Origin of the sequence: Saccharomonospora sp. NB11 (assembly GCF_015910535.1) — a bacterium.
GTDB lineage: Bacteria > Actinomycetota > Actinomycetes > Mycobacteriales > Pseudonocardiaceae > Saccharomonospora.
On sequence record NZ_JACBJG010000004.1, the window covers coordinates 87,641 to 101,353 of the forward strand.

Sequence of the window (13,713 nt, forward strand, 5' to 3'; positions counted from 1 at the left end):
ATTCGTCCAGACCACTGACGCGACACCGGCACATCGTGCCGAGCCCGATCACCCGGCCCGTGCTACCTGCGATCACTGCTGGAGGGTGCGCAACGAGCACACCCGGCTCCGCACTCAGCCGAGTTTCGGCTCACCCGACAGCACTCCCGCGCGAGCAGCCGCCACCCCGAGCTGGAACCGGGTGGTGACACCGAACCGCTCGTAGAGGCCGGTGATGTAGCGCCGGAGCGTGCGGGTCGAGATGTCGAGTCTGCGCGCGATCGCCTCGTCCGACCGACCGGTGCTCAGCTCCACCAGCACCAGCAGTTCGATCTCGCGCCAGACGTCCTCGTCGTAGTCGTACTCCGACACCGGGAGGGCGCTGTCCCACGCGTCCTCGAAGAACTGGCCGAAGAAGGCCACGATGTTCGGGTCCCGGGCGATCAGCACACCGTCGACACACGACCGCGACTGCAGGACGGCCACCAGGTCGTCGACGAGCACCACGCGGCTCGGCACCGACACCGTGGTCCGGCACTGGCCGCCGATCTGTTGCACGTGCCGCAGGTAGTTCAGCCCTTCCCGCTGCCTGCGGGCCGTGTGGGGATAGATGGAGCGGATCTCGATGCCCCGCTCGTACAGGGCGCGGTCGGCCGAGAAGTCCACCCGGACGGCGTCGTCCGAGGCCACCGTGGGATGCATGGCTCGCACACTGTGTCGAGCACCGGCGACCAGCTCGGTCAGTGTCTCCTGCAACCCGTCCGAGGCGAGGATCCGCTCGATTCCGGGCGTCGCCTGCTCGCGGTCGGTGTCGGCGAGCATCGCCGCCTGCAGCTCGTCCAGCACGGCACTCAACGACGTCGTGCGTTCGCTGAGCTTCGTGTACTCGGCCCGCAGCCGGGCCAGGAAGTCCACGAACGCGAGCCGAGGTCTCATCGCGACCCATCGTCGCGGTTCGCCGTCCTGCGGCTCCACCAGTCTCGCGTCGGCGAGGTAGTCCAGGGCCTCCGTCACCGTCTCGGGGGCGCGTCCCGTCGCGGCAACACACTCGGCGAGCGTGGCGGGGCCGCGGGTCAGGAAACGGTAGACCTCCATGCCGGCGTGGGTGAGGTGGCGGCACGTGGTGGCGGAATGGTCGTCCGAGCCGTGCTCGTCACTCATGAAACTCCTGCGGTCGTCGCCTGAACGCCTCGACGCCCGCTTCGACGTCCGAGTACGGCACTTGGTTCCCGCGTTTTCCGACCGTGACCATTCAGGCACATTCTCGTGCCCTGCGCGGATTCCCGGCGCGGACCGGCCGGCGTCCTCGGGCTGGTGAGCGAATGGTCTAGGCCAAAGCCACGCCGGTGCCCACCCGCGCTCGAAACCCGAGCGTCATCCCAGGAACGGACCCTCCTTTATGGATTACACCCCGTGACCACACGGCCGGGAAGCCGGGGGCGCCGCGACCGACGAACGAGTCGGCGTCTCCTCCGCAGGGCACCCCACGACCGCGTCACCCCGGTTTGCGTCACACAATGTGAGACAGTTTCGCAGATTGCAACGTTCGGACCAGCACGAAAGTCGGATGTGTCCCGTTCCTGACAACCTGTGACCTTTTCCGGCCAACGGCAACGCTGGCCTCATCGTGACCCTGTGCGGTTTCCTTGTGCCGCCAGCGACCGGCCCCTCAAGGGACAGGACACAGCAGAGGGATGGGACCGACGACCGATGCGCGGCGCGCGCACGACTCGCGCCGACCAGCCCCGCGGGCCGCCACCAACGGCCCCTGCTCGACGTCCCGTTCAACCCGGTCGTGGGCTACTTCCCTGCTATCTCGCGGCACCCGACAGTGCCCGCACCCCACGACAGTTTGGAGTGGTTATGGACGAGCGACAGTTCCGTGCGTTCGTGTCGATCGCCGAAGCCGGCCGGATGGACCTGGCGGCCGAAGCCTTGGGCTACTCGCAGCCCGCGATCAGCTACCAGATCAAGTGCCTGGAGACCACTCTCCGTACGAAGCTGTTCACTCGCGACTCCACCGGTGCGCGGCTCACGACGCAGGGACAGATGCTGCTCCCCGCGGCCAGGGCCGTCGTCACCCTCTTCGACAGCATCAAGCAGACCTTCGACGCCCATGACCCCGCCTCCGGCGCCAGGCCCGTCACCCCTCGTAATCGCGTGCCCGCCGCGCGCGGTGTCGCCCGGACCGCGACGGTCGGCCGCCCCCGCAAGCCCGCCGAACGCTAGTCCCGCGAGCGTCGGCTCGCCGCCCCCTCGGCACGACCGGCCACAGGGGACACCCCACGGTCCCCTGTGCATCGGCCGGAAGCCCTCTCCCATAACACTACGGTGACAGCGAACACGCACCCGGCCCAACAACATTTCGAACAGTTCGAAGCGCCGACGGACGCCTCGGTTCACGTCACCTCGGGTCAGCGGGCGAAGGGATGGCGCGCGGTGAGCTCGACCGGCGCGGACAGCCGCCACGCCTCGTAGACCAACTCCTCCAGCTCGTCGAGGTCGATTCGCGGCAGGTGCACCACCACCCAGCCGAAGCCACCTGCGGTGAACTGGACCTCGAAGACCTCGGGACGTTCGGCCACCAAGGCCGCCTGCTCGGACAACGTCTGCTTCAGCCCCACGGTCTCCGTTCGCGGCCAGTGATAACCGAACCGCACTCCCCGCACGCCGTAGGCCGTGTAGTCACGCCCGGCACTCCGCTCGACTTCCGCGAGCCCGTCGAGGATCTCCTGCAGCACCTCTGCCGACACACCCATGGTGCGATTCTGACGAGCACCTCCGACGACAACAGTGCCGCGACGCCCCCGGCAGGACGGATCACCGGGCGACGTGCCGGTGATCCGTCCTGACAGCTCACTCCTCGAAGTCCATCTCCTCGGCGTCGTCGTCGAAGACCTCGTCCAGAACCTCGCCGAGCACCATGCCACCGACCACACCGGCCGCCGCGCCGGCGATCACGCCTCCCATCCCGGGGCCGCGGCGTTCCTCGTGGTACTCACCCGGGTGCCCGTACGGAGGCTGACCGTAGGGGCCCGGCTGCCCGTAGGGGGGTTGCCCGTACGGCGGCTGACCGGCGAAAGCGGGGTTGCCGTAGGAGCCAGGCTGCCCACCGAAGGCGGGGTTGCCGTAGCCACCCGCGCGTTCGGCGACCTGGTCCATCCACTGGACGATGAGACCGGCCCAGTCCTGACGCTCCGCCTCGACGTGCGGGGCCATGAAGCGGCCGAAGGTGTCGCCGCCCTCGCGGAAGAGCCCCCCACGCTTGTCGGCTTCCAGCACGACGTGGAGCTCATGCGGGGTGGTGACGAAGGTCAGCTCGACCTGGTTGACCCGACCCGAGTACGCCGCGGGCGGGTAGAACTCCAGCTCCTGGTAGAAGGGGAGCTGCTGCGGCACGCCGACCACCCGGCCCGCCTCCGCGTCGGCGCTCTGGAAGACGAATCCGAGCGCCCCGAACGCGTCGAGCACGGCGTTCTGCGACGGCAGCGGGTGGATCTCCACGGGATCCAGATCGCCCTTGTCCGGAGCTCCGGCGATCACCAGTTCGGTGCGCACACCGACCGTCATCCCGGGCAGCCGATGTCCGCCCACGGCGGTGATCGGCGTCTCCCACGGAACGTCGAGCTGGAACGGCACCGTGACGGGCTGCTCGGCGGGCACGCGCACACCCTGCGCCACGACGACGCGGTGGAACTCGCTGGTGCCGTTGAACTCGTGATCACCACGCTCGACCTCGACCCGGGTGACGAGAGACAGCGCGATGGCGCCGATCTCGGCGTCGCTACTGCCACCCTGGATGCGCACCTGGCCGGTGATGACCTGTCCGGGCATCACGTGCGGGGTGTCCAGCACCGTGTCGACGGACGGACCACCGACACCGAACGCGCCGAGCAATCGTTTGAACATGGACGGGGCTCCTCCTTGAGGACCAGTCGTTCACTCTGCGTAACTATGTGACACACAGCATATCGACGGTCCTCAGGTCACCGCCCGTACTCATGATCATGGTCACGATCACGTGCGATTCCGGTGGTTTCGCCGGTTTTGACAGCGATTTCACCGCTCGCTACTCACCCGCGTGCGCATGCCGTGTCCGGCGGACGGCACGGATGTCGAGGACGGACAGCGGGGGCGTCAGCACACGCTGTCGGAGGACTTGGGCACTCCGAGTCCGAACAGCGGTCGCAACTTCAGGCCGACCCAGGTGCCCGCGAGCGCGAACACCGCCCACAACCAGCCGTGCAGGCTGCCCGTGGAGATACCGCCGAGGTAAGCGCCGATGTTGCAGCCTCCCGCCAAGCGGGCGCCCACTCCCATCAGCACGCCGCCGAGGACGGCACCCACGGCGGTGCGCCACGGGATCGACGTGTGCAGCTTCCAGCCGCCCGCCGCGGCGGCGGCGACCGCGGCGCCCAGGATGATGCCGATGTTGGTGAGGCTCGTCTTCTCGGTGAGCACGGGGTTGGCGAGCATCTCGGCGTAGCGGTCGGACTGCCAGAACTCCCACGTCTCCGGCTGCAGCCCGAGAAGCTGCAGCAGCTTCGCACCCCACAGCGCGAACGCCGTGGTGACGCCCCAGATCCCTCCGGAAACCAGCATCACGGCGGCGGCGAGCACGCCGAGCACGACCGCACCGACCCACTTCGGCCACGAGCCCCGCACGACCCGGGCGACTCCGCGGGCCGACGGCACGCTCCCCGCGGGCGGCGGGTTGCGCCGAGCCTGCACCATCCGGCTCGCCACCACGACGGCGGCGAGCGCGGCCATCGTCACCGCCCAGCTCCCGAACCAACCGACGTGGTCGGCCAGCAGCACACCGGGCACCTCCGGCCAGCCGTCGAACGCCGGGAACGCCCAGGTGTAGAACACCGACCCGACGACGAAGCCACCCAGCGTGAACATGATCGTCGACTGCCCGGAGCCGACCGCGAACAACGTGCCCGAGGCACACGCCCCACCGAGCTGCATGCCGATCGCGAACACGGCGGCCCCGACGAACAGCGGCAACCCGATCGCCCCCGCGGACGGTGCCGGGGTGGAACCGAAGAGCCCGGAGCCGGTGGCCACCACGAGCGCGATGAGGGTGGTCGCGGTGCCCAACAGCAGGGTGTGGGCACGCAGCCCCTCGCCGTTGCCGACGGCGATCAACTGACGCCACGCCGAGGTGAAGCCGAACCGCGAGTGGAACAGCGCGATCCCGAGGAAGAGCCCGATCACGAGCAGGGCACCGAACTTGGCGCCGTGCGCCGACCACACGTACCAGCTCAGCGCGACCGCCAGCAGGCCCGCGACGAGCAACGGACCACGGTTCACGCGCCCGAGCGGTTCGGGCGGTGGCGCGGCCACGGAGGTCGGCGAACTCAGCAGGGTCGCGCGACGCAGGGTCGAGGTGGCCGGCACCGAAGTGCCGGACGAGATGGTGGACGAATCGGACACGGACGCTCCCGTTGTGTGGGACCAACGATCTGGCCGGAGGCGAGACTAGTTCGCTCCGAGCAGTGCTCCCACGATGTGGTCACGCCGAGGTCGTCGGCTGTGGCGCCGGTCGCGCCAAGGCCGGATCGCCCAGTGCACGACCCAGCGCCGCCACGAGCTCCGCGGGTTCCCGCACGACCGCGGCCACGTAGGCGTCGGGTCGCACGAGCCACGACTCGCCGGGCCTCGCGCCGAGGGCCCGCGCGACCGCGCCGTCGGGGTCGACGTCCGGCAACCGCAGCACCCGCACGGGCCGACCCAGTGTCGACGGGTCGGGCAGTTCGGCACCGGCGGTGGCGAGCACGCAGAACCCGTCCCGCAGCAGCGCACGCAGCCGGGTGGTGCCGCCCACGCGCACGTCGGGCGCGAGGATGCCGGGGCCCGGCGGAGGCACCGTTCCCCGAGGCGGCCGACCGGCGAACGGCCGCGAGTCGTCGAGGGTGGTGAGCGGGGACCGGACGTACCAGAACGGTTCGGAGAACCGACCGGAGTCCACGCGCGCCCGCAGCGCGGGGTCGGTGGCCGCCCCGACCAGCACCCGCTCCCGCAGGGCGCGCTGCGCCTCGTCGTGCGGGACGAGGAAGTTCATCGTGGCGGTGGTGACTTCGAGGTTCTCCACGGCCGCCGCGTGCCGTTCGGCGTGGTAGGAGTCGAGCAGCGTGTCGTCGGCCCAACCACGCAGGACGTACGCGAGTTTCCAGGCCGCGTTCTCCGCGTCCGCCACTCCCGAGTTGAGTCCGCGCGCCCCGAACGGCGACATCAGGTGGGCGCAGTCACCGGCCAGCAGGACCCGTCCCACACGCAGGCGGTCGGCCACCCTGGAGTGGAAGCGGTACACCGACTTCCAGACGATCTCGTAGTCCGCCTCGCCCACGATCGCCCTGATCCGCGCGTCGAGCGCCCCACTGCGCTCCTCCTCGGTGAGGTCGTAGTCGGCGGGCACCTGCCAGTCGATGCGGAACACCGAGTCAGGGCAGGGATGGATGAGGACCTGACGGCCGGGATTCCACACCGGGTCGAAGTAGAAGCGCCGCTCCCGCGCCCAACCGGGCAGGTCGGCGCGGATGTCGCAGATGAGGAACCGGTCGTCGAAGGAATGCCCCTCGAACACCACTCCCAGCGCGCGGTGCAGCTCCTCGCAGTGCGCGCCCGGGCACGCGAGGGCGTAGTCGGCGGTGATCCGCACGCCGTCGTCGGTGACGAGACGAACGCCGGTGGCGTCCTGGTCGATCCGCTCGACACGGTGGTTCCAGCGCACGTCGATCAGCGGCTGGGCCGCGATCCGCTCGTCGAGGATTTCCTCGACCCGCGACTGGGAGATGTTGACGAACGGCGGGAAGACCGACGTGCTCGCGTCCTGGAGTGTGAGAGCGAACAACTCGATCTCGCGATGGTAGGTGCGGGCGGTCGACCACGTGAGTCCCTCGTCGGCGATCCGCCGTCCCGCGCCCACCGACTCCCACACGTCGAGCACGTCGCGCTGCTGGCAGATCGCCTTCGAGCCGACCTTGTCCCGGGCAGGACGCCCGTCCAGCAACGTCACCGGCACGCCGTGGCGGGCCAGCAACAACGCCGCCGTCTGCCCCACCGGTCCGTTGCCGATCACCGCCACGCTGCGGTCTCGCACAACCATCGCCTCCGTCGGCTCAGTCCTGCAGCAGCTCCCACACCTCGCGGTCGCGCTCGGCCGTCCAGATCACCGGCCGTTCGATCCCGGACAGCTCGTCCCAGAGCCGGGACACGTCGAACGGCAGGCAGTGCTCGAAGATCGGCCACCGCCCGTATCGCGGGGCCAGCGCGGCATGCGTGCGTCGGAACGCCTCTTTCAGGGTGCCGCCGCCGTGGTGCACGGCGCCAACCTCGCGGATCATGATGCGCAGGAAGTCGCGGGTCTGCTCGACGGCGGCGTCGACGGCCTCCCTGCCACGGCTCACCGCGCCACGGCCACCGACGAGTGCCTCCGCGCCGAAGGCCTTGACCCGGTCCAACGTCGAGGACGCCCACTCTCGGTGAAACGCGTCCCCCGTGTACAACGCGGCCTCGGCCTCCACCAGGTCGCCGGCGAACAGGATGCGGTGCCGGGGAAGCCACGCGACGATGTCACCCTCGGTATGGCCCCGACCACAGTGCTGGAGCACGAGCTCTCCGCGGTCGCCGCCGAGGTCGATGGTGAGCCGGTCGGAGAACGTGACCGTCGGCCAGGTCAGGCCCGGCACGCTGTCGGCCGCCTTGGCCAGCCGCGGCATCCGCGCGAACTCGCTCTCCCAGTCCTCGCGGCCTCGCTCGGCCACCAGCGCACGGGTGTTCTCGTGCGCGACGATCAGCTCGGCGTCGAAGGCGGACGCGCCGAGCACCCGCACCGCGTGGTAGTGCGACAACACGAGGTAACGCACCGGTTTGTCGGTGTGCTCCCGCAGCCGGGCGAGCCACTCCCGGGCGGCCACCGGGGTGGCCATGGCCTCGAAGCAGACGAGGAAGTCCTCCCCCTCGATCGCCCCGACGTTGGGGTCGCCCTCCGCCGTGAGCGCGTAGACGCCGTCGGCCAGCACCTCCAGCGTCTGTTCCTTGTCGTCCAGATCCGCGGACGAGGCGAACGCCTTCCGGCCCACGACGCCACCTCCGATGGTTAACGTCTTGATCACTCGGTTTCCGAGACTAGATCGCGGATCGGCCGAACGGAAGACCGTGCCCGGTCCGGTCGCCACCGGGGGCTGGCGTCAGGAGCAACGTGTGCCTACTATCTGCGCACTCACCGCGTTCCCCGAACGGAGTTCCCATGGCCGCACCGACACCGGCGTCCGAACGGCCACCACTGTCGACCGAGGAGCGCAAGGTCCTCTTCAGCACGCTCGCCGGCACGTCGATCGAGTGGTACGACTTCTTCATCTACGCCCAGGCCGCGAGCCTGGTGCTCGGACCGCTCTTCTTCGCGCCCGTCAGCGACGACTCCCCGGGCCTCGCGACGGTCCTGTCGCTGGCCACCATCGGCATCAGCTTCCTCTTCCGTCCCCTCGGCGCCATCATCGCCGGACGCTTCGGCGACCGACTGGGACGCAAGAAGATGCTGGTGTTCACCCTCGTCACGATGGGTGCCGCGACCGCCCTCATCGGCCTGCTGCCGACGTACGCCGACATCGGTGTCGCCGCTCCCGTCGCGCTGATGGCGCTGCGGATCGTGCAGGGCTTCTCGGCGGGCGGCGAATGGGGCGGCGCGGCGCTGATGGCGGTGGAGCACTCCCCGGTGCATCGGCGTGGGCTCTTCGGCGCGTACCCGCAGATCGGCGTCCCGATCGGACTCATCCTGGCCACGGGCGTGCTGTGGTTCATGACGACGGTGACGACGCCGCAGGAGTTCGACGAGTGGGGCTGGCGCGTGCCGTTCCTGCTGTCGGTGGTGCTGGTGGTGATCGGCTACCTCGTCCGGCGGGCGGTCGAGGAGAGCCCGGTGTTCGAGGAGATGCTCCGGCGCAGGCAGGAGTCCTCCGCCCCGCTGCGCGACCTCTTCCGCCACAACGCCAAGGAAGTGCTGCTCACGGCGCTGGTGTTCGTCGCCAACAACGCCGCGGGCTATCTGGTGATCGCCTACTTCATCTCCTACGGCACCGTCGAGCTGGGACTGTCCCGACCGTCGGTGCTGCTCGCGACGGTGTTCGCCTCGATCGGCTGGCTGGTGTTCACACTGTACGGAGGTGCGCTGTCCGACCGCATCGGTCGCGTGAGGACGTTCCAGATCGGCTACGCCTGGGTGTTCGTGTGGATGGTGCCGATGTTCTTGCTCATCGACACGGGCGGCATCGTCGTGTTCGCGGCCGCCATCTTCGTGCTCACCATCGGGCTGGGACTGTCCTACGGACCGATGTCGGCGCTGTACGCGGAGCTGTTCCCGGTGTCGGTGCGCTACTCGGGCGTGTCGATCGGGTACGCGCTCGGCGCGATCCTCGGTGGGGCGTTCGCGCCGACCATCGCGGAGCTGCTGATGCAGAACACCGGCTGGTCGGGATCGGTCGGCATCTACATCATGGTGCTGTGCGTGGTGTCCTTCGCCGGGGTGACGGCGATCAAGGAACCGAAGGGACGCGACCTGGGCGTCGCCCCGCGCTCGTGAGGGGTTTCCGGATCACGCGGCCGGGGCACACCCCACCGCATGGACACGGCCCTCATCCTCGACGTGGACGGCACGCTCGTCGACACGACCTACCACCACGCGATCGCCTGGTACCGCGCGTTCGACGAGATCGGCGTGGTCGTGCCCGTGTGGCGACTGCACCGGGCCATCGGGATGGGCGGTGACCAGCTCGTCGCCGCGGTCGCCGGGGACGAGGTCGAACAGGCTCACGGCGAGCGGCTGCGCGAGCTCTGGAAGTCGGAGGCCGATCGGCTGCTTCCCGAGATCCGCGCGTTCGACGGCGCGGTCGACCTGCTCGACGCCGCGAGGACGACGCGCTTCGCCGTCGTGCTGGCCAGCTCCGGCAAACCCGATCACGTCGACCACTACCTCGACCTGATCGGTGGCCGGGAGCGCGCGCACGCGTGGCTGTCCTCGGCCGACGTGTCGGAGACCAAACCCCATCCCGACCTGGTGGAAGCCGCGTGGCGGCAGGCGGGAACGACGCACGCGATCATGGTCGGCGACTCCGTGTGGGACTGCGACGCGGCGAGACGGACGGGGGTCCCCGCCGTCGCCGTGCGCACCGGCGGGTTCGGCGTCGACGAACTCACCGACCACGGCGCCCGCGCGGTGTACGAGGACCTGTCCGAGCTGCGGCGAGCGCTGCCCGACCTCGCGGACCTCGCCACGGCCGTCGAGGCCCGCTGACCCGATACATCGCCGCGTGTCGGCCCGCACACCAGCGACTGCGCCGCGCGGCTGACGAGCCGTCCGAACCGACGAGAGGTTCCTAGTCCGGTACGGCGATGTCGACCAGCCACGGGATGCCGAACCGGTCGACGCACATGCCGAACTCGTCGCCCCACATCTGCTTCTCCAGCGGCACGAGCACAGTCGCGCCCTCGGAGAGCTTCGCCCAGTACCCGCGCAGCGTCTCCGTGTCGTCGCCACTGATGCTGACGGTGACGTTGTTGCCCGGCGTGTAGTCCTGGTCCGACGGCACGTCGGAGCCCATCAACGTGAAGCCGTGGTCGGTCTCCAACGCGGCGTGCATGACCTTGTCGGCCTCCGGAGAGTCGGCCGCGCCGAACTGGCCGAAGGTCGTCAGATCGAGGTCCCCGCCGAAGACGCTGCGGTAGAACTCCATCGCCTCACGGGCGTTGCCGGAGAAGGTGAGATAGGGATTGAGTCGGGAGACCATCGTGCGCTCCTCGCAGTCGTCTCACTCCGAGGCTAGTTCCAGCAGTGGGCGTTCCGCAGCACCTCCGACGTCACGGGCCCTCGCCCGGTGCCCGGCGCGTGGCCTCGATGACCTTGCCCAGCATCCCGTGCAGCTCCTCCAGCTCGCGGACCTCCATCCCCAGCCGTTCCACGATCCGATACGGGATCTTCTCGGCCTCGGCTCGCAATGCCCGACCCGCCTCCGTCAGCTCGACCGACAGCGACCGTTCGTCCGACCGGTCCCGTCGACGACTGACGTACCCGAGCGCTTCGAGGCGTTTGAGCAGCGGCGACAGCGTCGCGGGTTCGGCGCGCAGGAGTTCGCAGAGCGCCTTCACACTCCGCGGCTCGTGGTCCCACAGAGCGAGCAGCACGAGGTACTGCGGGTGGGTCAGCCCGTACGGCTTCAGCAGCGGGCGGTACAGCCCGATGACGCTGCGGGAGGCGACCGACAGCGCGAAACACACCTGCCGGTCGAGGGCCAGCGGGTCCTCACCCAGGTCGATCTGCATCACACCATCCTACTTGGTTAGTGCGCTAACTGTTAGCGTGCAAACATGCCAGGTCATCTTCAGCGTCCCCGGCCCCACCGGTGGCTGTGGTACGCCCTCGGCGGGCGACTGCCCGAGCGGTATCGCGAGTGGGTGCTGCACGACGTCACGTGCTCGACCTGGCTGTGGCGGCACGGCCTGCGCACCACGTTCCTGGTCGGACCGCTGAGCGCGCTGTGGCTCCTGCTCCCCGGACCACTGGGCCTTCGGCTGAGTCTGGTGCTCCTCGCCGTCCTCGTCGGCTACTTCTACTCCTTCGCCTTCGCCGAGGAGAACGTCGAGCACCGTCTCGCCAAGCACGGATACGACTACGGCGACGGCAGACGGATACGTGCCGCCGCCAAGGCCGAGGCCGAGGCCGACGTTCGCGAACGCTACCTCGCTCGCTACCGCCACACCGACTGACGCCGCATCGCGGTCGACACGCGGCCGAGGGTCACTCCCGAGAATCGTTCACCCGATTTCTCCCGACGGGATCGAACGAAGACCACAACGATGCTGTGACGACCGCCATTGTGATCACCTGCGGATTCGGCCGAGGATGCCGCACGTCCGCGCCGTCGCACGCTCGTTTCCCACGATCCGCGCCGGGGACGAGTCTGCGCCGTTTCCTCGGGTGATCGAATGGGTGAACACATGGGTGAACGACTGCCGTTGACCGAGGAGGAACTGGCCAGTCTCCGGCGGCTGGAAACGGAGCTACGGACGGACGACCCGCTGCTGGACCGTTCGTTGCGCCGCATGATGTCGCCCGAGGACTCGACGTCGATGTGGCTGACACTCGCGGTTCTCGGCGGGTTGGCCTGCGGCCTGGCTCTGCTCGTGGCGGGCTGGGTGGTGCTCGGACTGCTCGTGTTGCTCGCCGGCATCGGCTGGCCGCTGCGCTGGGCGTCCCGCCGGTTCTTCCACCCCGTGTGCCGACACCTCGTGACGGACGTCGACGCCCCGTGCCCGCGCTGCACCGAGGCGTAGCGCGGACACGGGGCGCGGACATGGAAAGGGGGCGGTGACGGGTCGCGCGCCACCGCCCCCCGGTCTGGTGGGCGTCAGCCCTGGTTGCCCGCTTCGGTGAGCAGGATCTCCACGGCTTCGTCGTTGCGCTTGGTCTCAGGCTCGATGAGCTCGTCGGGCGGGTAGAACCCGTTCAATCCACCGCCACCGGCCGGGTACATCTCGAACGTCAGGCTGAGGATGCCGTGCTCGGCCCACATCCAGTCGTTGATCGAACCGTCGGTGATGTAGAGATCGCTGGACTGCTGCGGCGTGTAGCCGTTGCTCGCGGCGAGCGCCTGCCCGACCTCCTGGAAGCGCTTGGCCTCCTCGGGCGACATCGTCTCGTTCGAGTCGTCGTACGTGTAGCCGTAGGGCCACAGGACCAGCTCCGAGTAACTGTGGAAGTCGAGGTGGGCCTTGATCTGCTGGACGCCGCCGACGACCCGGGAGTCGACGAACGACTTGACCGCGGTCGTCTCGGGAGCCGAGAACGCGGACGGGCCGCGGTAGGTCTCGCTGGAAGGCGAACCGCTGGAGCCGCCGCAGCAACCCCACTGGTAGCCCCAGTTGCGGTTCAGGTCGGTGCCACTGCCCTGTCGGTTCTTCCGCCAGCCCTTGTACCGGCCGCCCTCGATGTCGTACTCGGCGCCGTCCGGGTTGACCGTCGGGATGACGTAGATCTCGCGCGTGTCGACGAGTTCGGTGACCGTGGGGTCGCTGCCGTACTCGTCGGTGAAGCGCTCAATGATCCGCAGGCACATCTCCGTGGTCAGATGCTCACGGGCGTGCTGGTTGCACGTGAACAGCACCTCGGGTTCGTCCTCGTCCTGGGCGACGTTGTCGCTGATCTTGATCAGGTGCAGCGCGCGGCCCTCGTACGAGTCGCCCACGCTCGACAGCGACGCGATGTCCCCGTGGTCGGCGACGGTCTGCTCCAGCACCTCGGTCAGCTCGGTGTAGGTGTGGTAGCCCTCGTCGCCGGCCGGGAACTCGTCGACCGCGGTCCGGACGTCGGGGTTGCGCTCGGCGAGCAGAGCGTCGACGTCACCGACCTTCTCCAGCTCGAAGCCCTGACCGCGCAACGCCTGTGCCTGCGCGGAATCCGCGGCGAAGGTCAGGACGTCGCCCTGAGTACCCCAGACGTCGACGCCGGACTGCGCGATCGCCGTCCGAACGGCGCTGTCCGTCCCCCGGACCTCGTAGAGACCTCGGTCGCCGTCGTGTGGCGCCGCGCCCGCGGGCACGGCCGTGGCGAACAACAACAGTCCCGCTGCTGCGGTGATTCCCCGACGTAGTGAGCCCATGTACGTGAGGCTGGCCGAGCGTGAACACACCCGGCAACCCTCGAAAGTCGGAAGCACCCTGTTCAGGGGGCCACCAGCC

Annotated in this window: 14 protein-coding genes; 5 read left to right on the top strand and 9 right to left on the bottom strand. The window is 69.3% G+C overall.

Going from position 1 to position 13,713, the window contains the following annotated elements:
* Positions 1–114: 114 nt before the first annotated feature.
* Positions 115–1,140 carry a LuxR family transcriptional regulator gene (locus JAV51_RS07160; protein ID WP_197319861.1) on the bottom strand — a complete coding sequence of 342 codons (1,026 nt, stop codon included), beginning with the start codon at positions 1,138–1,140 and terminating at the stop codon, positions 115–117.
* A 702-nt stretch (positions 1,141–1,842) separates the two neighbouring features.
* Here JAV51_RS07160 and JAV51_RS07165 point away from each other — a divergent pair.
* Positions 1,843–2,208, top strand: coding sequence for a LysR family transcriptional regulator (locus JAV51_RS07165; RefSeq protein ID WP_197319862.1), 366 nt, complete (start codon positions 1,843–1,845; stop codon positions 2,206–2,208).
* Between the two features lie 185 nt (positions 2,209–2,393).
* Here JAV51_RS07165 and JAV51_RS07170 read toward each other — a convergent pair whose 3' ends face one another.
* The 5 genes from JAV51_RS07170 to JAV51_RS07190 all read right to left on the bottom strand — a co-directional run bounded on the left by JAV51_RS07170 (position 2,394) and on the right by JAV51_RS07190 (position 8,066).
* The gene (locus JAV51_RS07170; RefSeq protein ID WP_197319863.1) at positions 2,394–2,738 is read right to left on the bottom strand and encodes an MmcQ/YjbR family DNA-binding protein; all 345 of its coding nucleotides are present in this window, start codon (positions 2,736–2,738) and stop codon (positions 2,394–2,396) included.
* 97 nt (positions 2,739–2,835) lie between these two features.
* Positions 2,836–3,888, bottom strand: coding sequence for a sporulation protein (locus tag JAV51_RS07175; RefSeq protein WP_197319864.1), 1,053 nt, complete (start codon positions 3,886–3,888; stop codon positions 2,836–2,838).
* Between the two features lie 228 nt (positions 3,889–4,116).
* Entirely contained in the window at positions 4,117–5,382 is a 1,266-nt protein-coding gene (locus JAV51_RS07180) for a YeeE/YedE family protein (RefSeq protein WP_197320115.1), read from the bottom strand.
* Between the two features lie 115 nt (positions 5,383–5,497).
* Complete coding sequence (locus JAV51_RS07185; protein WP_197319865.1) at positions 5,498–7,090, bottom strand: FAD-dependent monooxygenase; 1,593 nt, start codon at positions 7,088–7,090, stop codon at positions 5,498–5,500.
* A 13-nt stretch (positions 7,091–7,103) separates the two neighbouring features.
* On the bottom strand, positions 7,104–8,066 hold the full coding sequence (locus tag JAV51_RS07190) for an MBL fold metallo-hydrolase (RefSeq protein WP_197320116.1): 963 nt from the start codon (positions 8,064–8,066) through the stop codon (positions 7,104–7,106).
* Positions 8,067–8,233: 167 nt separating this feature from the next.
* Between JAV51_RS07190 and JAV51_RS07195 the strand changes: the two genes are divergently transcribed.
* The gene (locus tag JAV51_RS07195; protein ID WP_197319866.1) at positions 8,234–9,562 is read left to right on the top strand and encodes an MFS transporter; all 1,329 of its coding nucleotides are present in this window, start codon (positions 8,234–8,236) and stop codon (positions 9,560–9,562) included.
* A gap of 39 nt (positions 9,563–9,601) precedes the next feature.
* Positions 9,602–10,273, top strand: a complete 672-nt coding sequence (locus tag JAV51_RS07200; RefSeq protein ID WP_197319867.1) for an HAD family hydrolase — start codon at positions 9,602–9,604, stop codon at positions 10,271–10,273.
* Positions 10,274–10,355: 82 nt separating this feature from the next.
* Here the strand turns inward: JAV51_RS07200 and JAV51_RS07205 are convergent, their stop codons facing one another.
* Positions 10,356–10,766, bottom strand: a complete 411-nt coding sequence (locus tag JAV51_RS07205; protein WP_197319868.1) for a VOC family protein — start codon at positions 10,764–10,766, stop codon at positions 10,356–10,358.
* 70 nt (positions 10,767–10,836) lie between these two features.
* Complete coding sequence (locus tag JAV51_RS07210) at positions 10,837–11,298, bottom strand: MarR family winged helix-turn-helix transcriptional regulator (RefSeq protein ID WP_197319869.1); 462 nt, start codon at positions 11,296–11,298, stop codon at positions 10,837–10,839.
* 45 nt (positions 11,299–11,343) lie between these two features.
* On the opposite strand from JAV51_RS07210, the gene JAV51_RS07215 reads away from it, so the two are divergent.
* Both JAV51_RS07215 and JAV51_RS07220 read left to right on the top strand, forming a co-directional pair.
* The gene (locus tag JAV51_RS07215) at positions 11,344–11,742 is read left to right on the top strand and encodes a DUF5313 family protein (protein WP_197319870.1); all 399 of its coding nucleotides are present in this window, start codon (positions 11,344–11,346) and stop codon (positions 11,740–11,742) included.
* 231 nt (positions 11,743–11,973) lie between these two features.
* Positions 11,974–12,309 (top strand): DUF3040 domain-containing protein, encoded by a 336-nt coding sequence (locus JAV51_RS07220; protein WP_197319871.1) that lies wholly within the window; start codon positions 11,974–11,976, stop codon positions 12,307–12,309.
* A 74-nt stretch (positions 12,310–12,383) separates the two neighbouring features.
* On the opposite strand, the gene JAV51_RS07225 is transcribed toward JAV51_RS07220, so the two are convergent.
* On the bottom strand, positions 12,384–13,634 hold the full coding sequence (locus JAV51_RS07225) for a M14 family metallopeptidase (RefSeq protein WP_197319872.1): 1,251 nt from the start codon (positions 13,632–13,634) through the stop codon (positions 12,384–12,386).
* Positions 13,635–13,713 lie beyond the last annotated feature (79 nt).